General features: G+C 61.8%; 11 protein-coding genes. 10 read left to right on the top strand and 1 reads right to left on the bottom strand.

Annotation, left to right across the window (positions count from 1 at the left end):
* Positions 1 to 76: 76 nt before the first annotated feature.
* The 10 genes from WJU18_RS22960 (at position 77) to WJU18_RS22915 (ending at position 23458) form a co-directional block, all read left to right on the top strand.
* Positions 77 to 1312: an FAD-dependent monooxygenase gene (locus tag WJU18_RS22960; protein WP_423455855.1), complete on the top strand. Its 1236-nt coding sequence runs from the start codon at positions 77 to 79 to the stop codon at positions 1310 to 1312.
* Positions 1313 to 2101: 789 nt separating this feature from the next.
* Positions 2102 to 2527, top strand: a complete 426-nt coding sequence (locus WJU18_RS22955; protein WP_423455853.1) for a hypothetical protein — start codon at positions 2102 to 2104, stop codon at positions 2525 to 2527.
* A gap of 89 nt (positions 2528 to 2616) precedes the next feature.
* Complete coding sequence (locus WJU18_RS22950) at positions 2617 to 5730, top strand: Ig-like domain-containing protein (RefSeq protein WP_423455852.1); 3114 nt, start codon at positions 2617 to 2619, stop codon at positions 5728 to 5730.
* Positions 5731 to 5756: 26 nt separating this feature from the next.
* Positions 5757 to 15248, top strand: a complete 9492-nt coding sequence (locus tag WJU18_RS22945; protein WP_423455851.1) for a Calx-beta domain-containing protein — start codon at positions 5757 to 5759, stop codon at positions 15246 to 15248.
* Positions 15249 to 15565: 317 nt separating this feature from the next.
* The gene (locus WJU18_RS22940) at positions 15566 to 17896 is read left to right on the top strand and encodes a type I secretion system permease/ATPase (RefSeq protein ID WP_423455849.1); all 2331 of its coding nucleotides are present in this window, start codon (positions 15566 to 15568) and stop codon (positions 17894 to 17896) included.
* Positions 17886 to 19124 (top strand): HlyD family type I secretion periplasmic adaptor subunit, encoded by a 1239-nt coding sequence (locus tag WJU18_RS22935; protein WP_423455848.1) that lies wholly within the window; start codon positions 17886 to 17888, stop codon positions 19122 to 19124. Before WJU18_RS22940 ends, WJU18_RS22935 begins: the two co-directional genes overlap by 11 nt.
* A gap of 79 nt (positions 19125 to 19203) precedes the next feature.
* Positions 19204 to 20430: a TolC family protein gene (locus WJU18_RS22930; RefSeq protein WP_423455846.1), complete on the top strand. Its 1227-nt coding sequence runs from the start codon at positions 19204 to 19206 to the stop codon at positions 20428 to 20430.
* A gap of 155 nt (positions 20431 to 20585) precedes the next feature.
* A complete protein-coding gene (locus WJU18_RS22925) occupies positions 20586 to 21659 on the top strand; it encodes an NAD/NADP octopine/nopaline dehydrogenase family protein (protein ID WP_423455844.1) in 1074 nt (357 codons plus the stop codon).
* The gene (locus tag WJU18_RS22920) at positions 21646 to 22656 is read left to right on the top strand and encodes a 3-hydroxybutyryl-CoA dehydrogenase (RefSeq protein ID WP_423455842.1); all 1011 of its coding nucleotides are present in this window, start codon (positions 21646 to 21648) and stop codon (positions 22654 to 22656) included. The genes WJU18_RS22925 and WJU18_RS22920 overlap by 14 nt, the downstream gene beginning before the upstream one ends.
* Position 22657: 1 nt before the next feature.
* On the top strand, positions 22658 to 23458 hold the full coding sequence (locus tag WJU18_RS22915) for an alpha/beta fold hydrolase (RefSeq protein ID WP_423461077.1): 801 nt from the start codon (positions 22658 to 22660) through the stop codon (positions 23456 to 23458).
* A 54-nt stretch (positions 23459 to 23512) separates the two neighbouring features.
* On the opposite strand, the gene WJU18_RS22910 is transcribed toward WJU18_RS22915, so the two are convergent.
* On the bottom strand, positions 23513 to 24037 hold the full coding sequence (locus WJU18_RS22910) for a MarR family winged helix-turn-helix transcriptional regulator (RefSeq protein WP_423455841.1): 525 nt from the start codon (positions 24035 to 24037) through the stop codon (positions 23513 to 23515).
* Positions 24038 to 24062 lie beyond the last annotated feature (25 nt).

Genomic DNA, 24062 nt, shown 5'->3' with positions numbered 1-24062 from the left:
CCGCGAGGGCTCCGCAGGCGGCCAGAGCAGATCACGGAGCCTGGAGTCAGGTACCTCGCCGGACACACCCTAGTGCATGACGGCACAATCGGCGGTCATGAGCGCATTGGATGTATTGGTCGCAGGTGGTGGTATCGGGGGCGTAGCGTCGGCTCTGGCGGCGGCGCGCGCAGGCTGTGCGGTCAGGCTGTACGAGCGTGCGCCAATGTTCAGCGAGGTGGGGGCTGGTATTCAGCTAGGGCCCAATGCCACCCGCATCCTGCAGGCCTGGGGCTTGGGCGATGCCTTGCGCGCTGTGGCCGCATTTCCTGAGCGTCTGTGTGTGCGCAATGCTTCGAGCGGAGGGACGCTGGGCGTGTTGCCTCTTGGGAAGCACATGCAGGCGTGCTACGGGGCACCCTACGCCACCATTCACCGCGCTGACATCCATGGATTGCTTGTGCGGGCCTTGGCCCAGCAGGCGGATGTGCATGTCAATCTTGGCCAGGCCTTGGCTGGCTTCTCTGACGACGGGCGGGCCGTTACCGTTACCGTCGGACAAAGCACGCGCGTGGAAGGCGATGTCTTGATCGGTGCCGATGGTCTGTGGAGCTCTGTACGTCAGCAGCTACTGGCGGATGAGCCGCCACGCATGACCGGGTATCTGGCCTATCGCGCCCTGCTGAGGCAGTCGGCACTGCCGGAAAGGCTGCGCAGCACCGAAGTCACGGCGTGGCTCGGCCGGCGTCTGCACGTCATCCAATATCCGGTGCGGTGCGGCGAATGGATGAACGTGGTGGTGATCGTGCAGGGGGCGCCACCGGAAGATGCTCAGAGCTGGGACCATGGCGCTCATGCCGAAGACTTGCAGCGCGTCATGGGGAACACCTGCGCACCCTTGCGGGAACTGATCTCGGCCGCACCTGATGCTTCGGTGAACGAATACGCGTGGCGCTTATGGGCTTTGGCTGATCGTGCTCCGGTAGAACAGGCGGAGCAGATGGCCAGAGGACTTGTGGTCTTGCTGGGGGATGCCGCTCATCCCATGCGCCCCTTTCTGGCACAAGGGGCTGGCATGGCCATTGAAGATGCGGCAGGACTTGCTCACGCCTTGACCATGGATGCAGTGGATGTACCCACGCGCCTCAGGCGCTATGCCCTAGCACGCTGGCAACGCTGCGCCCGCGTGCAATCGCGCTCGATTCGCAACGGGCAGATATTTCACTCTACCGGCCTTGTGCGCCTGGGCCGGGATATGTCCATCAAGTTCCTGGGAGCGCGTTTGCTCGATGTACCGTGGCTTTATTCCCACTCAGGGTGGACGCCACGATGAGCGCGAGCTAAGAGCGGGAGAGGGGTCGCAAAAGTCTTTTCCTCACTGCCACTGGAAAAAGCAGAGGCCATCCAGGAGGCATGGGCGAGAGGGGCGCCCGCTCGCTGGAATAGTAAAAATGAATTCAAACAGGCGCGAGCTGCCTTTTGGCGCTCCAACTTGGAGCGTGAAAATGTCACGGTGCAGCGCTATTTTTTTTGCGCTGCATAAAACCAAAGAAAGTAATCGCCTGCGTCTTAAGTATTCAGACCAGGCGCCGGCATCAGCACCATCCATATACCTTTTGAAGGTCTGCGCCCGGGTAAGCGCAGATGCCTTGGTCTTCCCTTGATGCGGGGAAAGCCTTGCCAGCAGGGATAACGGTGACATGCAAAGGTGTCACTGATTTGTTTCAGTGCCTATTTTAGGATTGGTAACAAAAAGTCAACCTAAAGATTGCGTAGCACTCAAAGATTCTAAATTTCGCCCTGTTTTGTACTCTTTTTGCGGTATTGCCTCGCTTTTTCTGGAAACGACAATAGAAACTGAAAATTTCCAAAGGTCACATTTTGTGAGTTTTGGTGTGAATTTGTGTGAATTGTTAAGGGGTAGGCAATGGGCGTCGTTCAAGAGAGTGGTGGCACATCCACAGATACCAGAGAGGTTATTCAGAATTTCCACGATGCTTGGCAAGCACACGGCGGGCATCGGTCAGCGGCGGGCCGGGTCGTCAAACTGGCGGCATGCATAGCCGGATTTTGGATGCTGTTGGGCTGTGCCGGTAGCGGCGGTCCGGTCGAAAAATGGCAGATGACCAAAGACGAGGTGCCGCGGGCAGCGCAGGGTCAGCCAGGCGCCATGAAGCCGGTGGCGGTGGTGTTCTACCGGGAAGCTGGCGGCGCCAACGCCAATCAGCCCGTCAACGTTTATGTGAACGGCCAATACCAAGCCTCGCTGGTCGGCAACACCTATACCGAGCAAAGCCTCTGTCCCGGACAGCACACCCTGGCGGCCCACTTCAACGACGTCGCACAGCGCTACAGCACCAAGCTGGCAGGCCAGCCCATCCGCATCGACGACCGGCCCATGCAGTACTTCAAAGTCACTGAAGGCGCCGGCGGCCAAGCCAATCTCACTCCTGCGTCCGCCGACCAGATCGGCAGGATCACTTCACTACAAGTCCGCCAAGCCCATACCCTGGCGCGCGTCACCCGTAGCGGGTGCAGCGCTTCCTGACACCACCAAGCCCAGCGCCCTGCGGAGTCTTGCCGCATCGCTTTTGAGCGCGCGCTGTTTCTACAAAGCTTCACTCAAGTGGTCATCAAATGAATATTCAGATCAAAATCAATGACAGCAGCCGGGCCGTTGGGCAATACCAGGTTGAATCCGGTGCGGGTGCCAAGGGCAAGGCGCTGCACATCGATCTGCGTGGGCAGAAAAACCTCAATGTCGAGCTGATCAACGAACAGACTGGGACCGGCCCGGAAAACATTGCGGTCAAGCGTGTCGGCAAGGACTTGCACGTGGCGTTCGAGCAATCCGACATCGCCAACCCCGATGTCATCGTGGAAGGCTACTACGACGACCAGAACGACCACGGCCTCATTGCCCGTGCCGAAGACGGCCTGTATTACTACTACATCCCGGAGAGCGGCGCATCTGCCCAGGCTCTCAGCAATCTGAGCCCGAACGTGTTGACCGGCCAGGCTCTGGGTGGTGAAAGCTACCCCACAGCCCTGTGGCCTGCCAGTAGCGGCGTTTCACCGCTCGCCCTGATAGGCGGCGCACTGCTCATAGGTGCCGCTGCCGGCGGCGGTGGCGGTGGGGGCGGTGGCGATGCACCTCCCCCGCCACCTCCTCCCCCACCGCCCCCGCCTCCTCCGGCGCCAGGCAACCACGCGCCCACGATCGGCAACTACAACGAGATCACCGCCGAAGACATCCCGTTGACTGGCCGGGTCCAGGGCAGCGACGAGGACGGCGACACGCTGACCTATGGCAAGGGCAGCGACCCTTCCCATGGCAAAGTTACCGTCAACCCGGACGGCAGCTACACCTACACGCCCGACAAGGATTACAACGGGCCTGACAGCTTCACCGTCACGGTCAACGATGGCCACGGTGGTACCACCACCAGCACCGTCACCATTGACGTCACACCAGTCAACGATCCTCCCAGCGTTGGCAACTACCAACATACCGTCCCTGAAGATACCTCGGTAAGTGGCCGGGTGACGGGTACCGATGTCGATGGTGATGTGCTCACCTATGGCAAGGGCAGCAACCCTTCCCACGGCACGGTCGTTGTCAACCCGGACGGTGGCTACACGTACACGCCCAACACTGATTGGACGGGTACAGACACCTTTACTGTCACCGTGGACGATGGCCATGGCGGTACCACCACCAGCACCGTGACAGTGACGGTGACACCGGACGACGCGCCGCCACCCGCCCTGTCCGTAGCCATCAGTGACGCCGCAGCCGTGGCCGAAGGGGGCAACCTGGTATTCACGGTCACGCTGTCCGGGGGAACTGCGGCCACGAATATCACCATTCCGGTCACTTATACCGGCACGGCAACGGATGGCAGTGACTTCACTGGCGTGGCGAGCGTCACGATCCTGGCAGGTCATACGACAGGCACGCTGACGGTACCAACCCTCACTGATGGAGTATTCGAGGGCAGCGAGACGGTGATTGCCAACCTGGGTACGCCTTCGTTGGCGGGCGTAACGGTAACCGATGGCTCCGGAACAGGCACCATCACAGATCAGGACTCGGCACCGACGATCGCCAGCGTAAGCGACGCCACCGAGAACGAAGGCAGCACGCTGGTACATACGGTGACGCTGAGTAATGGGTCGTCCAACCCGACGACCTTCACGTTCAGCCTGATGGACGTGACCACCAGTGCTGGCGATCATGGCGCTCCCACCTTCGGTCCGGGTGTGACCAACAACGGCGATGGCACCATCACGGTGGCTGCTGGGGTAACCAGTTTTACGGTGAGCGTGCCGTCAGTACCGGACACGATTGCCGAGGGCGATGAGACATACACCCTGCACGTGGGCACCGCTACGGGAGAAGGCACGATTCTGGACAATGCTCCGACATTGACGGTGGCGATCAGCGATGCGGAGTCGGTCACCGAAGGCGGCAACCTGGTCTACACGGTGACCCTGTCTGGCGGCACCAGTGCGACTGACATCACGATCCCGGTCACTTATACCGGCACGGCCACGGATGGCAGTGATTACACGGGCGTGGCCGACGTGACGATCCTGGCAGGCCAGACGACGGGTACGCTGACGGTGACGACGAGCACCGACACGGTTGCTGAAGGTTCCGAGACGGTGATCGCGCACTTGGGCACACCTTCACTGGCGGGTGTGACAGTGACCGATGGAGTGGGCGAAGGCACGATCCTGGATAGCGCACCGACATTGACAGTGGCCATCAGCGATGCGGGCTCGGTGACCGAAGGTGGCAACCTGGTTTACACGGTGACCCTGTCTGGCGGCACCAGTGCCACCGATATCACGATTCCTGTGACGTACACGGGTACAGCTACAGACGGCAGCGACTACACAGGCGTGGCCAACGTGACGATCCTGGCGGGTCAGACCACAGGAACACTGACGGTGACGACGAGCACTGACACGATTGCTGAAGGCTCTGAGACGGTGATTGCCCACCTGGGCACGCCTTCGCTGGCAGGCGTGACGGTGACCGACGCCATAGGCGAGGGCACGATCCTGGATAGCGCGCCGACACTGACGGTGGCGATCAGTGACGCGGGCTCAGTGACCGAGGGCGGCAACCTAGTCTACACAGTCACGCTCACGGGCGGAACGGCAAGTACGGACATTACGATTCCTGTGACCTACACGGGCACGGCCGCGGACGGCAGCGACTACACGGGCGTGGCCAATGTGACGATCCTGGCGGGCCAGACCACGGGGACGCTGACGGTGACGACGAGCACTGACACGATTGCCGAAGGCTCCGAGACGGTGATTGCGCACCTGGGTACACCTTCGCTGGCAGGCGTGACGGTGACCGACGCCATAGGTGAGGGCACGATCCTGGATAGCGCACCGACATTGACGGTAGCCATCAGCGACGCAGCGTCAGTGACCGAGGGCGGCAGCCTGGTCTACACGGTGACGCTGTCTGGTGGGACGGCAAGCACTGACATCACGATCCCTGTGACCTACACGGGCACGGCCACGGACGGCAGCGACTATACGGGCGTGGCCAACGTGACGATCCTGGCGGGCCAGACTACGGGCACACTGACGGTGACGACGAGCACCGATATGATTGCCGAAGGCTCCGAGACGGTGATTGCCCACCTGGGCACGCCTTCACTGGCAGGGGTGACGGTGACCGACGCCATAGGTGAGGGCACGATCCTGGATAGCGCGCCTCCCTGACTGTCGCCATCAGCGATGCCGGGTCAGTGACCGAGGGTGGCAATCTGGTTTACACGGTGACGCTGTCTGGTGGGACGGCAAGCACGGATATCACGATTCCCGTGACGTACACGGGCACGGCCACGGACGGCAGCGACTACACGGGTGTGGCCAATGTAACGATCCTGGCGGGTCAGACCACAGGCACGTTGACCGTGGCGACAAGCACCGACACGATTGCTGAAGGTTCCGAGACAGTGATTGCTCACCTGGGCACACCCTCACTGGCAGGCGTGACGGTGACCGACCCAATAGGTGAAGGCACCATCCTGGACAGCGCGCCTCCCCTGACGGTGGCCATCAGCGATGCGGGCTCAGTGACCGAGGGTGGCAACCTGGTTTACACGGTGACCCTGTCTGGCGGCACCAGTGCGACTGACATCACGATCCCGGTCACTTATACCGGCACGGCCACGGATGGCAGTGATTACACGGGCGTGGCCGACGTGACGATCCTGGCAGGCCAGACGACGGGTACGCTGACGGTGACGACGAGCACCGACACGGTTGCTGAAGGTTCCGAGACGGTGATCGCGCACTTGGGCACACCTTCACTGGCGGGGGTGACGGTGACCGACGCCATAGGTGAGGGCACGATCCTGGACAGTGCGCCGACATTGACGGTAGCCATCAGCGACGCAGCGTCAGTCACCGAGGGCGGCAACTTGGTCTACACGGTGACGCTGTCTGGTGGCACCAGTGCCACCGACATCACGATCCCGGTCACTTATACCGGCACGGCCACGGACGGTAGTGACTACACGGGCGTGGCCAACGTGACGATCCTGGCGGGCCAGACCACGGGTACGCTGACGGTGGCGACAAGCACCGATACGATTGCCGAAGGCTCTGAGACGGTGATTGCGCACCTGGGTGCGCCTTCGCTGGCAGGGGTGACGGTGACCGACGCCATAGGTGAGGGCACGATTCTGGACAACGCACCTCCGCTGACTGTTGCCATCAGCGATGCGGGCTCAGTGACCGAGGGCGGCAACCTGGTCTATACAGTTACGCTCACGGGCGGAACGGCAAGTACGGACATCACGATTCCTGTGACGTACACGGGCACGGCCACGGACGGCAGCGATTACACAGGTGTGGCCAACGTGACGATCCTGGCGGGTCAGACCACGGGTACGCTGACGGTGGCGACGAGCACCGACACGGTTGCTGAAGGTTCCGAGACGGTGATCGCGCACTTGGGCACACCTTCACTGGCGGGTGTGACAGTGACCGATGGAGTGGGCGAAGGCACCATCCTGGATAGCGCACCGACATTGACAGTGGCCATCAGCGATGCGGGCTCGGTGACCGAAGGTGGCAACCTGGTTTACACGGTGACCCTGTCTGGCGGCACCAGTGCGACTGACATCACGATCCCTGTGACCTATACAGGTACAGCAACAGACGGCAGCGACTACACGGGTGTGGCCAATGTGACGATCCTGGCGGGTCAGACCACAGGCACGCTGACGGTGGCGACAAGCACCGACACGATTGCTGAAGGTTCCGAGACAGTGATTGCCCACCTGGGCTCACCTTCGCTGGCAGGCGTGACGGTGACGGACGCAACGGGCGAAGGCACGATCCTGGATAGCGCGCCGACACTGACAGTAGCCATCAGCGATGCAGCGTCAGTGACCGAGGGTGGGAACCTGGTCTACACGGTGACCTTGTCCGGTGGCACCAGTGCCACCGACATCACGATCCCAGTCACTTATACGGGTACAGCTACCGACGGCAGCGACTACACAGGCGTAGCCAACGTGACGATCCTGGCAGGCCAGACGACGGGCACACTGACGGTGGCGACGAGCACCGACACGATTGCTGAAGGTTCCGAGACAGTGATTGCTCACCTGGGTACGCCTTCGCTGGCAGGGGTAACGGTGACCGACGCCATAGGCGAAGGCACGATCCTGGATAGCGCACCGACACTGACGGTGGCCATCAGCGATGCGGGTTCCGTGACCGAAGGCGGTAACCTGGTTTACACGGTGACCCTGTCTGGTGGCACCAGTGCGACCGACATCACGATCCCGGTCACTTATACCGGCACGGCCACGGACGGCAGTGATTACACGGGCGTGGCCAACGTGACGATCCTGGCGGGTCAGACCACGGGCACGCTGACGGTGGCAACGAGTACCGACACGGTTGCCGAAGGTTCTGAGACAGTAATTGCCCACCTGGGCACGCCTTCGCTGGCAGGCGTGACGGTGACCGATGGAGTGGGCGAAGGCACGATCCTGGATAGCGCGCCGACACTGACGGTGGCGATCAGTGACGCGGGCTCAGTGACCGAGGGCGGCAACCTAGTCCACACAGTCACGCTCACAGGCGGAACGGCAAGTACCGACATCACGATTCCCGTGACGTACACGGGAACGGCCACGGACGGCAGCGACTACACGGGCGTGGCCAACGTGACGATCCTGGCGGGTCAGACCACGGGCACGCTGACCGTGGCGACAAGCACTGACACGATTGCTGAGGGTTCCGAGACGGTGATTGCCCACCTGGGCACACCCTCGCTGGCAGGCGTGACGGTAACCGATGCAACAGGCGAAGGCACGATCCTGGATAGCGCACCAACACTGATGGTGGCCATCAGCGATGCAGCGTCAGTGACCGAGGGTGGGAACCTGGTCTACACAGTAACGCTCACAGGCGGAACGGCAAGTACCGACATCACGATCCCCGTGACGTACACGGGCACGGCAACGGATGGCAGCGATTACACGGGTGTGGCCAACGTGACGATCCTGGCAGGTCAGACTACGGGCATGCTGACGGTGGCGACAAGCACTGACACGATCGCTGAAGGCTCTGAGACAGTAATTGCTAATTTGGGCACACCTTCACTGGCAGGGGTGACGGTAACCGATGCAACAGGCGAAGGCACGATTCTGGACAGTGCACCGACACTGACGGTGGCCATCAGCGATGCGGATTCAGTGACCGAGGGCGGCAACCTGGTCTATACGGTGACCCTGTCTGGAGGCACCAGTGCTACTGATATCACGATCCCGGTCACTTATACCGGCACGGCCACGGACGGCAGCGATTACACGGGCGTGGCCAATGTGACAATCCTGGCGGGCCAGACCACGGGGACGCTGACGGTGGCGACGAGCACCGATACGGTTGCTGAAGGTTCCGAGACGGTGATCGCGCACCTGGGTACGCCTTCGCTGGCGGGGGTGACAGTGACCGACGCAACAGGCGAAGGCACGATTCTGGATAGCGCGCCGACACTGACAGTGGCGATCAGCGACGCGGGCTCAGTGACCGAAGGCGGGAACCTGGTCTACACGGTGACCCTGTCTGGTGGCACTAGTGCGACCGATATCACGATTCCCGTGACGTACACGGGAACGGCCACGGACGGCAGCGACTACACAGGCGTAGCCAACGTGACGATCCTGGCGGGTCAGACCACAGGCACGCTGACGGTGGCGACAAGCACCGATACGGTTGCTGAAGGCTCCGAGACGGTGATCGCCCACCTGGGTACACCTTCGCTGGCAGGGGTGACGGTGACCGACGCAATAGGTGAGGGCACGATCCTGGATAGCGCACCGACACTGAGCGTGGCGATCAGCGATGCAGCGTCAGTGACCGAGGGCGGCAACCTGGTCTATACAGTAACTCTCACAGGCGGAACGGCAAGTACGGACATCACGATACCCGTGACGTACACGGGTACAGCAACAGACGGCAGCGACTACACAGGCGTAGCCAACGTGACGATCCTGGCGGGTCAGACCACCGGCACCTTGACGGTGGCGACAAGCACCGACACGGTTGTCGAAGGCTCCGAGACGGTGATTGCGCACCTGGGCACACCCTCGCTGGCAAGCGTGACGGTGACGGACGCAACAGGCGAAGGCACGATTCTGGATAGCGCGCCGACACTGACAGTGGCGATCAGCGACGCGGGTTCCGTGACCGAAGGTGGCAACCTGGTTTACACGGTGACCCTGTCCGGTGGCACCAGTGCGACCGACATCACGATTCCCGTGACGTACACGGGCACGGCCACGGACGGCAGCGACTACACGGGCGTGGCCAATGTGACGATCCTGGCGGGTCAGACCACGGGCACACTGACGGTGGCAACAAGCACCGATACGATTGCCGAAGGCTCTGAGACGGTGATTGCCCACCTAGGTGTGCCATCGCTGGCGGGCGTGACGGTGACTGATGGAGTGGGTGAGGGCACCATCCTGGACAGTGCACCAACACTGACGGTAGCGATCAGCGATGCCGGTTCAGTGACCGAGGGCGGTAACCTGGTCTATACAGTAACGCTTACGGGCGGAACGGCAAGCACGGACATCACGATTCCTGTGACGTACACGGGAACGGCCACGGACGGCAGCGACTACACGGGTGTGGCCAATGTGACGATCCTGGCGGGCCAGACCACAGGGACGCTGACGGTGGCGACAAGCACTGACACGATTGCTGAGGGTTCCGAGACGGTGATCGCTCACCTGGGCACACCCTCACTGGCAGGCGTGACAGTGACCGATCCAATAGGCGAAGGCACGATTCTGGACAGCGCACCGACATTGACGGTGGCCATCAGCGATGCAGCGTCAGTCACCGAGGGCGGCAACCTGGTCTACACGGTGACCCTGTCTGGTGGCACCAGTGCTACCGATATCACGATTCCCGTGACGTACACGGGCACGGCAACGGACGGTAGCGACTACACGGGCGTAGCCAACGTGACGATCCCGGCGGGTCAGACCACGGGTACGCTGACGGTGGCGACGAGCACCGACACGATCGCTGAACCCTCTGAGACGGTGATCGCCCATCTGGGTACACCTTCACTGGCAGGGGTGACGGTAACCGATGCAACAGGCGAAGGCACGATCCTGGATAGCGCACCGACACTGAGCGTGGCGATCAGCGATGCAGCGTCAGTGACCGAAGGTGGGAACCTGGTCTATACAGTCACGCTCACGGGCGGAACGGCAAGTACGGACATCACGATTCCTGTGACGTACACAGGAACGGCCACGGACGGCAGCGATTACACAGGCGTAGCCAACGTGACGATCCTGGCAGGCCAGACCACAGGCACGCTGACGGTGGCAACGAGCACCGACACGATTGCTGAAGGCTCTGAGACAGTGATTGCCAACCTAGGCACACCTTCGCTGGCGGGCGTGACAGTCACTGATGGAACGGGTGAGGGCACCATCCTGGACAGTGCACCGATACTGACGGTAGCGATCAGCGATGCAGCGTCAGTGACCGAAGGCGGCAACCTGATTTACACGGTGACGCTGTCCGGCGGAACGGCAAGTACAGATATCACGATTCCTGTGACGTACACGGGAACGGCCACGGACGGCAGCGACTACACAGGCGTAGCCAACGTGACGATCCTGGCAGGCCAGACCACGGGTACGCTGACGGTGGCGACGAGCACCGACACGATTGCCGAAGGTTCTGAGACAGTGATTGCGAATCTGGGTACGCCTTCACTGGCAGGGGTGACGGTGACCGACGCAATAGGCGAAGGCACGATCCTGGACAGTGCGCCGACATTGACGGTAGCCATCAGCGACGCAGCGTCAGTCACCGAGGGCGGCAACCTGGTCTACACGGTGACCCTGTCTGGTGGCACCAGTGCTACCGATATTACGATTCCCGTGACGTACACGGGCACGGCAACGGACGGCAGCGACTATACGGGTGTGGCCAACGTGACGATCCTGGCGGGCCAGACCACAGGGACGCTGACGGTGGCGACGAGCACCGACACGATTGCCGAAAGCTCCGAGACAGTGGTTGCTCACCTGGGTACACCTTCGCTGGCAGGCGTGACAGTGACCGATCCAATAGGCGAAGGCACCATCCTGGACAACGCGCCTCCCTTGACTGTCGCGATCAGCGATGCAGGATCCGTCAGCGAAGGCGGTAATCTGGTTTACACGATAACGTTGTCTGGTGGTACCAGTGCCACGCCCATCACGATTCCGCTGACCTATGGCGGCTCGGCCACATCAGGCGCCGACTACACCGCAGGGCCTGCGACGGTGACGATCCCGGCGGGTTCAACCACGGCCACGGTGACCTTAACGACTTTGAATGATTCGATTGCCGAGGCCAACGAGACGGTGACTGTGACGCTGGGCACGCTGCCGGCAGGGGTGACGGCCACTGATTCCTTGGGCGAGGGCACGATCATAGACATACCGCCTGTGCCTCAAGTTCCTCATCTTACGGGCATCACTTCCGGCATCGTCTCGGAAGAAGGTTTGTCGGGCGGCTTGATAGACACCGTAGGTACGCCAACAGATACGACCAACCAGACACAGATCGGCGGCACGATCAGTATCACCGACACAGACAGCACAGCGGGCCAATTGACGGTGGCGCTGAGCGGGCCGGTATCCGGCGCCGTCACGTCAAGTGGTGTGAACGTGACATGGACGTGGGACGCGGGCACGCATACGCTGACTGGCAGCGCCGGCAGCACCCCGGTGATGACGATCGCGGTTGGCGGGATCACGGGCACTGGCGGGACCTATTCGGCCAGCTATACCGCCACTCTGCTCGGGCCTGTCGATCACCCCGCGGGCGGCAATCCTGGCATCGAGGACGTGCTGTCGATGGGATTCTCAGCCACCGTCAGCGATGGCGTGAATACTTCCACTCCGGTCAACTTCTCCGTGACGGTGGAAGACGACTCGCCGAGAGCGGCAGACGCTTCGGTAAGCGCCTCTGTCAGCTCGGTGAACACCAACTTGATGGTGGTTCTGGATCTTTCGGGGAGTATGGATTACGACTCAGGGGTGGAGGGCAAAACACGCCTGCAGTTGGCCAAGGAAGCGATCTACAACCTCATCGACGGATACGACCAGTATGGAGAAGTGCGTGTTCAGGTCGTCACATTCAGCAGCAGCGGCACTGCCCAGGCTACGTGGCTGACGGCGAACCAGGCCAAGATCCTGATCGAAGGCTTGTCGGCCGACGGGGGGACCAACTACGATGCCGCTCTGTCAGCCGCGACTTCCGGCTTCGCCGCATCCGGCAAGCTTTCGAATGGACAGAACGTTTCCTACTTCCTGACGGATGGCGATCCTTCTTCCACGAGCAACGGCATCAATACCACCGAGGAAGCCACCTGGACCAATTTCCTGACGACGAATCAAATCAATTCATTCGCATTGGGCATTGGCACGGGTCTTGGCTCTGGTGCGCAGGCCAACATCAACCCCATTGCATACAACGGCGCTACGAGCTCCAACACCAATGGCGTGCTGGTCACAGACATGAGCCAGTTGGATGGCGTGCTGCAGAGCACCATCCATGTTCCTTCCAAGATCAGCAATCTCCTGACGGGTGACTTGTCGAACAGCAACCTGGGCTTCGGAGGCGATGGCGGCAGCGTGTCCAAACTCACCATCGACGGGACTACATACAGCTACAACCATGCGACGGGAAGTCTGTCGGTCAGCGGCACCAATCGTTCCACCTACGACTCGGTCACGCACACGGCGACCATCACCACACTCAAAGGCGGCACGCTGGTGCTCAACTTCGCGACGGGCGCGTATGAATACCAGCCCTCGGTCGCGCAGAGCAGCTACAGCGAGACGCTGGGCTACGCGGTGGTCGATCGCGATGGCGACGAAGCCTCGGCCACGCAGACGCTGAATGTCAACTACGTTGGATCGCCGCGCGACGACATTATCTTGACCGACGCCACGTCGGCATCGATACCGATCAGTGCGTTGCTGGGCAATGATGCGGTGGGTAACGCCGTTTCCATTAATTTGAGCGGCGCCAGCAGCGGGCTCTCGGTCAGCCAGTCTGGCGGGATGATCACGTTCACCCTGACTTCTGGTTCCACCGGATCGTTCCAATACACGGTGACCAACAGCGATGGCAACACATCGGATGTGGCTACCGTCAATATCGTCCGGCAAGGCAATGGAACGGGCAACACGGTGAACGGCACTGCGGGCCGGGAGATACTGCTGGGCCGGGATGGCACCGCCGACACGATCAACAGCGGTGGGGGGGCCGACATCATTTATGGCGGTACGGGCAATGACACCATCAATGGCGTCACGCAGGACGCGTTGCTGATCGACGGCGGCGGCGGTACGGATACCCTGAATCTCGCGACCAGTTTCACCAGCACCAATGATGCGCACATCACCGGTGTCGAGAACGTCGTCATCACTGCCACCAGCGGAACGACCACGTTGAACCTGTCGAATCAGACGGAAAGCTTCACGATCACGGGCTCGACGGGCACGAACATCATCAGCACTGGCTCAGGCAATGATGTGATCAGCGCGGGCACGGGCAATAACAGCGTAGTCAACTCGGGCGCGGGAGCTGACAAGATCACGGTGAATGCCGGTACCAGCACGACAAACTGGGCGATCGATCTGGGCAGCGGCGATGGTGCCGCCGACAAGATCGTCTTCAGCCATGCCGGTGTGAGTCAAAACGATAACACGCTTGCAACGATCAACAACTTCGAGGTAGCGAACGACAAGATATCGGTGGTTATTGGTGGCACCAACTACACAGATGGTAGTTTCCAAACGGTGACGTCAGCTGGGACGAACATCAATTCGAATGTTGAAGTGATCGAGCTTTTGAATAGCAGTTGGGTGACGACCTCACTTGGGAATGATGGCAACAACAGCACCATTGAAGGTTTCATCCAGGCAGCAACTGAAGATTTCCCTGCAGAGAGACCCTATATTTTTATCGTTTACTCGAGCACGGACACCAGTACCGCCAACGCAGGCATCTATTCGGTATCTATTTCCGACGACTCCAACCCTGGGAATAACGGGATGGTGGTCGAGCACATCATGACGATCAACGGCGTGGGCTACGGTAACCTGAGCGCCAGCAATTTCGTCGGTGCTGCCGATCCGATCATTCTGGATCTGAATGGTGATGGCTATCGTTTCGGTGCGACCGCCTCGTTCGACGTCGACGGCGATGGCAAAGTCGAGCAGGTCGCCTGGAATACGTCCAACGATGGCATGCTGGCCCTTGACTTGAATGGCAACGGTACGATCGACAGCGGAAGCGAATTGTTCACACCCCATTTCGGTGGCGGCCAGTTCATCAACGGAGTGGCGGCACTGGCCTCGCTCGACAGCAACCACGACGGCATTCTCGATGCACAGGACGCGGTGTTCAACCAACTGCTGATCTGGCAGGACACCAACCACGACGGTATCAGCCAGGCAGATGAAATGAGCCACCTGAGCGAACACGGCATCACAGCCCTCAGCGTGACCGCCACGGCAACCGACAGGGTGATTGACGGACAGGATGTGACAGCCGAGGGCACGGTCCACTATGCCGACGGGCATACCGGAGGCTATGTCGAAGTGCAACTCGACAAATTCTCGACTGAAAGCGTGGCGGCGAACACGCATCCGCTCAATCCGAATGCGAACAACTTCGTGCTGATCTAAGAAAAGCAGGGCTTCCGGTCTTCATCGACGCGCCACGCACTTCCTTTTTCTGTTTTTACGCAGCAGGAAGAGGGGGTGTGCCCGCGCGGAATGGGGAGTGCCGCTCCTGCATGGCTAACGACTCCTCACAGAAACAGCTTGGCTTTTTGTGCTGCGAGATAGCCAAGCCAAACGTGAAATACGTCCCGAAAACGGCGGAATTAACACCTTCGTAACTACTCGATTCCGGTCTGTTTACATGATGATACACATCGAATCCGAGCTCTCTCTGAGGGGCGCGGCGCGCAAATACCGAACCTAGGCTGACCGAGGCCCTCATGTCCGAAAAAAATGCCGATCTGTTCGAGCAGATCTCACTGCTGACACGCTTGTTGGGCCAGCCGCTATCCGCCAAGTCGCTGGCGTCGCAAACGCTGCGCAACGCCAAGGGCGGCGTGGATCTGCAGAACCTCCAGGAGGTGCTGAGAAGCCAGGGCTACGAGAACTATCTCACTAAAAGACCGTTGGAACGCATACCCGCGGCGGCGGCCCCCGTGCTGGTGCCTACGCGCGAAGGCGGTGCTCTGGTGGTGGCAGCCATCTCGCATGACCCGGATGGTTCCACCAGCTATGAAATTCTGAGCGAAGACGGATCCCGCGCCTATTGGCCGGCCTGGCGGCTGGAAGAGGTGTATCTCGGCTACTGCTGGTTCATCAAGGTACCGGCACGTCGCGAGAAGCGCTCCGAACTGCCTGAGTACACCATGGACAAAGGCTGGTTCTGGCGGGTTATCTGGCGCTTCAAAGGGTACTACGCGCAGGTGGTGGTGACTTCAGTGGTCATCAACGTGCTGGCGCTGATCGGGTCGCTTTACGTGATGAACGTCTACGACCGGGTGATTCCCAATCGCGCCTATGAAACGCTGTGGGTGCTCTCGATCGGGGTGCTGGTGGCCAACCTGTTCGAGTTCATCGCACGCACCATCCGCGCGCGGCTGACTGATGTGGCGGGCAAGAAGGCGGATCTGATCATCAGCTCCGCGCTCTTCAGGCGTGTGCTGGCCATGGATCTCGCGCACAAGCCGGTGTCGGCCGGCTCCTATGCCAGCAACCTGCGCGAATTCGAATCGGTGCGTGATTTCATGACCAGCGCCTCATTGCTGGCGCTGGTGGATTTGCCTTTCGTCCTGCTGTTCATCGGGGTGATGTGGGTGGTGGCCGGGCCGCTGGCACTGGTGCCGCTGCTCACGATCCCGCTGGTGGTAGGGGTCGGCCTTCTGGCCCAGGTGCCCCTTTCCAAATACACGCATGAATCCATGCGGGAGAGTTCACAACGCCAGGGCCTCGCGGTGGAGGCCCTTGAAGGGCTGGAAACGCTGAAAACGCATAACGCCAGCAACTGGGCGCAGCAGCGCTGGGACAGGTACACGGCGGCCACGGCGCATTCGGCCATCAAGCTGAGGGACTGGAGCAACGGCGTGGTGCATTTTTCCACGCTGGTGCAGCAGATGAACACGGTGTTCCTGGTGCTGGTGGGCACTTACCTGATCCATTCGGACAACCCGGCGCAGCGCATCACCATGGGCGCGCTGATTGCCTGCGTGATCCTCTCGGGCCGCGCGCTGGCGCCGCTCTCCCAGGTGGCCGGGCTGATGGCGCGGTTCCAGCAGGCGCGGGTGGCGCTGGGCGGTATCGATGCCATTGTGGACCGGCCTACAGAACGGGATTCCGCGCGCAGCTACCTGAGCCTGAGCCGGGTGCGTGGTGAATTGGGTCTGGATGCCGCCGGTTACCGCTATGGCGCGCAAGGACCGCTGGTGCTGAAAGAGCTGAATCTGCGCATCATGCCGGGCGAGAAAGTTGCCATACTGGGACGCATCGGCAGCGGCAAGTCCACCTTGCTGCGTTTGATGGCGGGCTTGCATCCGCCCAGCGAAGGCAATGTACTGCTGGATGGCATGGATGTGCGCCAGATAGACCCGGCTGATGTGCGGGCCCATGTCAGCCTGCTGGGCCAGCATCCCAGGCTTTTCATGGGTACGCTGCGCGACAACCTGGAGATGGGCCGGATGGACAGGCTCTCCAGCGACGAAGAGTTGATCACGGCGCTTCGCCGCTTCGGCCTGGACAAGATGGTGCAATCGCACCCCTTGGGCCTGAACATGCCGATTGGTGAAGACGGTCATGGCCTCTCGGGCGGGCAGCGGCAGATTGTGGGTCTGGCCCGGCTCAGCCTGCGTGATCCCAGCGTGGTGTTGCTGGATGAGCCCACCAGCGGGTTGGACGACGCCAGTGAGCGTGCAGCCTTGCAGGCCGTGGCTGATTGGGTGCAGGAGCGGACCATGGTGGTGGTCACGCACCGCCCGCAGGTGCTGCCTTTCGTGCAGCGCATCGTGGTGATCGACCAGGGCCGGGTGGTCATGGATGGTCCGCGTGATGAAGTGCTGCAAGCCTTGCGCGGCGAAGTTCCGGCGGTGGGCGCGAAAGCAGCGCCGGTCAAGGGCAGGTTGGCGGTGCAGCCGCGGGTGACCGTAGTGCGCGGAGGGAATCCGCCAGCGCAGGGCGGCCAGCCGCCGCAGAACCTGCCCCAGAACCCGCCTCTTTCTCCACCCTCCAATGGGGGCGGTGCGATCGCTCAGGCCAACGAGGAGCAAGCTCATGTGGCGTAAACGTGATGATCGCAGGGCGCCCGTGGCGCAGGCTGATCTGGCCTTGCTCAGCGATTTGAATGCGGCTTTGCAGAATGAGCGCCACTATGGCATGGCCTTGACCGTCGGCCTGCTGACGCTGCTGGTGGCCGCCTTCGTGGCGTGGGCTTACTTCAGCAATGTGGAAGAGGTCACGCGGGGGCAGGGCAGTGTGATTCCCTCGAGCCGTGAGCAGGTGATCCAGAGCCTGGATCCCGGGGTGCTTTCGGAGCTGTTGGTCCGAGAGGGCGATCTGGTGGAAGCCGACCAGGTGTTGGTCAGGCTGGATACCGCCCGGTCGTCTGCCGTGTTCCGCGAATCGCGCAACAAGGTCGATGCCCTGCGTGCCACGGCCGTGCGGCTGCGCGCGGAGTCATACGGTACGCCGCTCAAGTTTGATGCCGACGCGCCAGCGGAGCTGATCGCGCGCGAGACCGCAGCCTACCGCACGCGTACACGCGCTGTGAATGAGTCGGTCCAAGGGCTGCTGCAAAGCAAGCGGCTGCTGGACAACGAGATTGCCATCACCGAACCAATGGCGGCCAAAGGGGTCGTATCGGAGGTGGAAATCCTGCGGATGAAGCGGCAGTCCAACGAGCTGCAGCTTCAGATTACCGAGCGGCGCAACAAATTCCAGTCAGATGCCAACACCGAGCTCGTGCGTGTAGAGGCGGAGCTCGCGCAAAGCGAGGAAACCATGGTTGCACGGGCCGACCCGGTGAAGCGCTCGGAGATCAAGGCGCCGCTGCGCGGGGTGGTGAAGAACATCCGCATCAACACGGTGGGCGGTGTGATCGGTGCCGGCCAGGGCATCATGGAAATCGTGCCGGTCGAAGGCCCGCTACTGGTGGAGGGCTACATCCGGCCGCAGGACGTGGCCTTCATCAAGCCCAGCGACCAGGCGCTGGTCAAGTTGACGGCTTATGACTATTCGTTGTACGGCGGATTGAACGGGGTCGTGAAACTGATCAGCCCCGATACCTTGCAGGACAACCGCCGCCCGAGTGAGCTGAAGCTCAATCCAGAGGAGTCTTACTACCGGGTGATCGTCGAGACGCATGACAACCACCTGACCGACAGGACAGGCAAGGCGCTGCCCATCATCCCCGGAATGATTGCCACGGTGGATATCAAGACGGGCGAGAAAACGGTGTTTCAGTACCTGACCAAGCCCATCACGCGCTTGAAGCAGGCTCTTCGCGAGCGTTGAGCCGGCTTGACGCCGCCTTCGGATGACACGCATCGCTTTCCTGGGAACCAGGACATCTTCATTGGACGCAACGAAAATCATGAGTCATCGATTGCCGGCCGCCCTGGCGGCGGTTCTTTTTCAGGGGGTGCTCAGCGTCAGCCAGGCCGCGGGCCTGCCGGCGTTGATCGAGGAGGCGGTCAGTACCGATCCGGCGATTCTGGAGGCGCGTGCCAATGAAGAGGTGGCCGGATCGCGGGCTGAGGCCACGCGGGCGCAGCACTACCCGACACTGGGGGCGCAGGCGGGTAGCTATCTGTCCAATCCGGCGGACTATAGCCAGCCATTTCGAGGGGTAGTGGGCCGCGTCAACCTGTATGCGGCGGGCTCAATCGACTCGGCCATTGAACGCGACACGCTGAAGCAGCAGTCCCTGCGCCTACATACGGTGGAGACCCGCGAAACCGTTGCCACCAACGTGACGGGCCTGTATCTGGAGGCGCTGCGCTCCAAGGAGCTGATGGAATCCGAACAGCGCAATTTGAAGCGCCACGAGAAGATCATCGGCGATCTGGAGGTGGTGGTGGCCAACGACCGTGGCCGGCGCTATGAGTTGGTACAAGCCCAATCACGGGCTTTGCAGGTGCGCATGCGCATCGTGGATTATGAAAAGGCGATGAAGCTGGCCTTGTCCCGCCTGACACGCTACACCCGCCAGACGCCGACGCTGGAAGATCCCCTTGGCGCCGAGTGGCGCGCGCGTCTACCGGCAGATACGGTTACCCGGGTGCATCCGGGCGTGCAGGCGCAGCAGCGCGAGGCCGAGTCGGTGCGTTTCGATCAGCGCACACTGGAGCGCCAGCGCTGGCCGCGGGTGGACCTGGAGGCCGGGGTGGGCAACCAGTCTTATACAAGGGTGGTGCTCAACTGGGCTTTCTTCGACCGCAGCGCGGATTACACCGCGCAAAGCGCCGCCAGGCAGATCGTTGCGGCCGAACGGCGAGGAGAGTTGCTGGAGCGCGATGTGGCCGAGCGCAGCGCCACAGCAGAAGCGGACATGGCGCAGAGCCAGTTGCAGATCAAGGCCGCAGAGCAGCAGATCGGCGCATCGGCCAGTGTGGTGGAGCTGTACGAGCTGCAGTTCAAGGTGGGCCGGCGCAGCCTGATCGAGCTGGTCAACGCCTATGCCGAACTGGCCTCGGTGGAGGCCTCGCGTGTGATGGCGCAGAACGACTACCGGCGGGCGGTGGCCAGCTATCTGTCGGCGCATGCCGTGCTGGCCGATTGGGCCCAGAACGTGTCCACGAGCGCCCCGCGCACCCCTTGAGCCACTCCTTTGCGAGGTCTTCGAAGGATGGGGCCGGCAAATAAATTGCATGATAATGGATATGTTGATGTATAAAGAAAATCTCTGATCCGCGATGAATATGTCTGAGGACACTTTTGCTTCGCGCGATGCGGAGCAATCAAGGAGACATATTCATGAAGATCGCAGTTTTAGGGGGTGGCCATGGCTGCTACGCCGCCGCCGCCGATTTGTCCGAGGCCGGCCATGAGGTGCGCCTGTGGCGCCGTGATGCTTCCGCATTGGCCTCGCTGATCCAGGCCGGCTCGATTCGCCTGAAGGACGCGCAGGGCGAGCGCGACGTCCCCATCGCTCTGGCTACCGCGAACATGGGCGATGCCCTGCGCGGGGCCGAACTGATCGTGATTCCGTCACCCGCCATTGCACAGAACGACATCTCCCGCGCGATGGCGCCGCACTTGGTGGACGGGCAAGTGGTCTTCATCCCGCCAGGCACCTTCGGCAGTTACGTCATGGCGCAGATCGTGCGCGAGTCGGGCAACCTGGCCGATGTGGCCTGGGCCGAGACCGGTACCTTGCCCTACCTTGCCCGCAAGCACGGTGACCGCGAAGTGAACCTGACCATTCGGGCCATCCATCTGCCCACGGGGGTCTATCCCGCGCGCAAAGAGAAGGAAGCCATCGAAGTGATCCGGAAAGCCTATCCGTCGGTGCATGGCTGCGGAGACGCGCTCTCGGGCGCGCTGATGAATGCCGGTCCCATCATTCATCCGCCGCTCATGGTGATGAACGCGGCGCCGCTGCAGCACTTCGAGCGTTGGGACATTCACAATGAGGGGACGCAACCCGCGGTGCGTGCCGTCACCGACCAGTTGGATCATGAGCGTATGGCCGTACGCGAGGCATTCGGCCATGCCGCGCCGCATTATCCGCTGGCCGATCACTACAACAACGACAAATGGATGTACGGGGATGCGCACAAGCAACTCGTGAAGTCAGGCGACTGGCGGGAACACATCGATCTGCATACCCACCGCTATATCGCGGAAGATACCGAGATGGGCCTGGCTTTCCTGGCTTCGGCCGCCCGCTACGCGGGGGTGGATGCCCCTATTGCGCAGGGGCTGCTCGCCATCGTGGGCGGATTCCTGGGGAGGGATCTTCGCAAGGGGCCACGCACACTGGAGTCTCTGGGCCTGGCCGGGCTGCCGCAAGCCGAGCTGAAGGAGCGCCTGCATGACGGGCGCTGAGATCCAGGGCATGCCGCGCATTGTCGCGGTGGGTGCCGGGCGCATGGGGCGGGGTATTGCCATCGCCTTTGCCTATGCGGGCCATCGCGTCTCGCTGGTGGATCTACGCACTCGCAGCGGCGAGGCCTGGGAGAAACTCGCCGGCGAGGCACGTGCAGAGATTGAAGGCAGCCTGGCGGGTTTGGCCGCGCTGGGCGCGTTGGCTCCCGAGCAGGTGCCTGTCATTGCGGAGCGCGTACAACTGGTGCGTGCGGATGCTGCGCCCGGGGCGCTGGCAGCGGCCGAATTGGTGTTCGAGGGCGTGCCCGAAACGCTGGAGGCCAAGCAGGAAGCCTTCGCGCACATCAACGAGCATTGTCCTGAGGAGGCCATTCTCACGTCCACCACCAGCAGCATTCTGGTGACGCAGATTGCACAGTTCGTCAAGCGGCCGGAGCGGTTCCTCAATGTGCATTGGCTGAATCCCGCCTATGTGATCCCGGTGGTGGAGTTGAGCCGCCATGAGGGGACCGATCCTGCCGTACTGGAACGCGCCAAGGCAGCGCTGGAGGGCATCGGCAAGCTGCCCGTGGTGTGCGGGCCGACGCCAGGCTATATCGTGCCGCGCCTGCAGGCGTTGGTGATGAACGAAGCGGCTCGCATGATCGAGGAAGGGGCCGCCACCGCGGAAGAAATCGACAAGGCCACGCGCTTCGGCCTGGGTTTGCGCTTCGCCGCGCTGGGGGTGGTGGAGTTCATCGACTTCGGCGGAGCCGACATTCTTCATCATGCCAGCCGGGAGATGTCCGGCTCCATCGATGCGGCGCGTTACCAGGCGCCAGCCATCCTGGGCCGCATGATGGAGGAGGGGCGCCTGGGCTTGAAGACGGGCAGCGGCTTCTACAACTACGAGAACCGCGATGTCGCTGCCTACCGTGGCGACGTGCTCCTGCGTACGCTGGGGATGCTCAGGCATGCGGGGTTGTGGCGCGCGCCCGCGGATTCCACGCGTGGTTGACATGCTCGTCCGCCGCGCATTTGCCGATCTGTCCGTAGGCCAGGTTCACTTCGCGGAATGCGGAAGCGCGAACGCGCCTGCGGTGTTGCTGCTGCACCAGAGTCCGCGCAGTTGGGCTGAGTACCGGGCCGTGTTGCCGCTGCTTGGCCGCCGCTTTCGCGGTGTCGCCATGGATACGGTCGGCTTCGGTGATTCGCCTCCGCCGCCCTGGGAGCCCAGCATCGAGCGCTGGGCCGGGGTGGCCGCGGAGTTGCTCGAGGCCTTGGGTATTGAACGCGCGCATGTCGTGGGCCACCATACCGGCGGCGTGATCGCGGTGGAGCTGGCGGTGAATTTTTCGCGCAAGGTGGGGGCGGTCGTGCTGTCGTCCACGCCTTACACGAATGAAGCATTTCGTATCGCGCGTGCTCACCGACCGCCGATCGATGCGGTGGAGCCGTCACCGGATGGCGCTCATCTGATGCAAATGTGGCGCAACCGGCAGGCGTTCTATCCAGAGGGCCGGCCTGAGCTGCTGCAATCCTTCGTGCTGGACGGCCTCAAGGCTTCGGGCGACATTGAAGGGGGGCATCGCGCGGTGGCGAACTACCGCATGGAAGACCGCATTGGCCGGGTCACGCAGCCCGTGCTGTTGATCCGCGCGCGGCAGGATCCCTTTTCATCGCCGCACGCGGCGGAGTTGGCGGAGCACCTGAAAGATGCGCGCATCGTGGATATCGAAGGCGGCATGGTGCCCTTGCCTGACCAGCTACCGGAGGCATTTGCGCAAGCTGTGACCGATTTTCTTGTGACACAGAGTTAGAACGTATTCAAGATCTCGTCGCGAGGGACCCGCGAGGAGATCTTGAACACGTTCTTAGGCCAGATCTCCTTCTTCCTCGCTTTCTCCGTCGTCGTTCTCGCCCCCTGGCAGGTTCCTGTGCAGCTCGATCATGCGGCGCAAGGTGTTTTTCAGTGCTTCAGCGCTTTCCAGGCCAAAAGGCTCCAGCACGCGCTGCTCATGCTCGCGCGCCAATTCCATCAACTGTCCCACCGCCTGCTCGCCCGCCAGGGTGATGCGCACCAAGGTAATCCTGCGGTCGCTGCCATGGGCCAAGCGCTCCACGTGCCCGCGCTGGGTCATGCGGTCCAGCACGCGGGTCACGGTGGGTTGTTTCATCACGGTGGTCTGAGCCAACTGGCCGATGCTGATGGCCTCGCTCCCAGCCAATGAGGCCAGCACGCGCCACTCAGATACCGAAAAACCGTTGTGCCGCGCCACTTTATGGAATTCTCCCGAGATGAGATTGCTGGCTTGCGCGAGCAGAGCGGGCAGGTAGTCCTCGACAAAACTCCGGTGCGGTACGCCATCTGCGGGATCGGTCTTGTTAGGGTTATTCATGATTGTGGATATATTTAGCTCTAAA

Source organism: Ottowia sp. VDI28, assembly GCF_049532675.1.
Lineage (GTDB): Bacteria > Pseudomonadota > Gammaproteobacteria > Burkholderiales > Burkholderiaceae_C > Ottowia.
Note: the sequence above shows the minus strand (reverse complement) of the source record. Positions and strands in the feature narration are given on the sequence as shown.

Bases quoted from the DNA above. Each gene is read 5' to 3' on its own strand.
- WJU18_RS22960 (WP_423455855.1), top strand. From the start codon at position 77: ATGACGGCACAATCGGCGGTCATGAGCGCATTGGATGTATTGGTCGCA.
- WJU18_RS22955 (WP_423455853.1), top strand. From the start codon at position 2,102: ATGACCAAAGACGAGGTGCCGCGGGCAGCGCAGGGTCAGCCAGGCGCC.
- WJU18_RS22950 (WP_423455852.1), top strand. From the start codon at position 2,617: ATGAATATTCAGATCAAAATCAATGACAGCAGCCGGGCCGTTGGGCAA.
- WJU18_RS22940 (WP_423455849.1), top strand. From the start codon at position 15,566: ATGTCCGAAAAAAATGCCGATCTGTTCGAGCAGATCTCACTGCTGACA.
- WJU18_RS22935 (WP_423455848.1), top strand. From the start codon at position 17,886: ATGTGGCGTAAACGTGATGATCGCAGGGCGCCCGTGGCGCAGGCTGAT.
- WJU18_RS22930 (WP_423455846.1), top strand. From the start codon at position 19,204: ATGAGTCATCGATTGCCGGCCGCCCTGGCGGCGGTTCTTTTTCAGGGG.
- WJU18_RS22925 (WP_423455844.1), top strand. From the start codon at position 20,586: ATGAAGATCGCAGTTTTAGGGGGTGGCCATGGCTGCTACGCCGCCGCC.
- WJU18_RS22920 (WP_423455842.1), top strand. From the start codon at position 21,646: ATGACGGGCGCTGAGATCCAGGGCATGCCGCGCATTGTCGCGGTGGGT.
- WJU18_RS22915 (WP_423461077.1), top strand. From the start codon at position 22,658: ATGCTCGTCCGCCGCGCATTTGCCGATCTGTCCGTAGGCCAGGTTCAC.
- WJU18_RS22910 (WP_423455841.1), bottom strand. From the start codon at position 24,037: ATGAATAACCCTAACAAGACCGATCCCGCAGATGGCGTACCGCACCGG.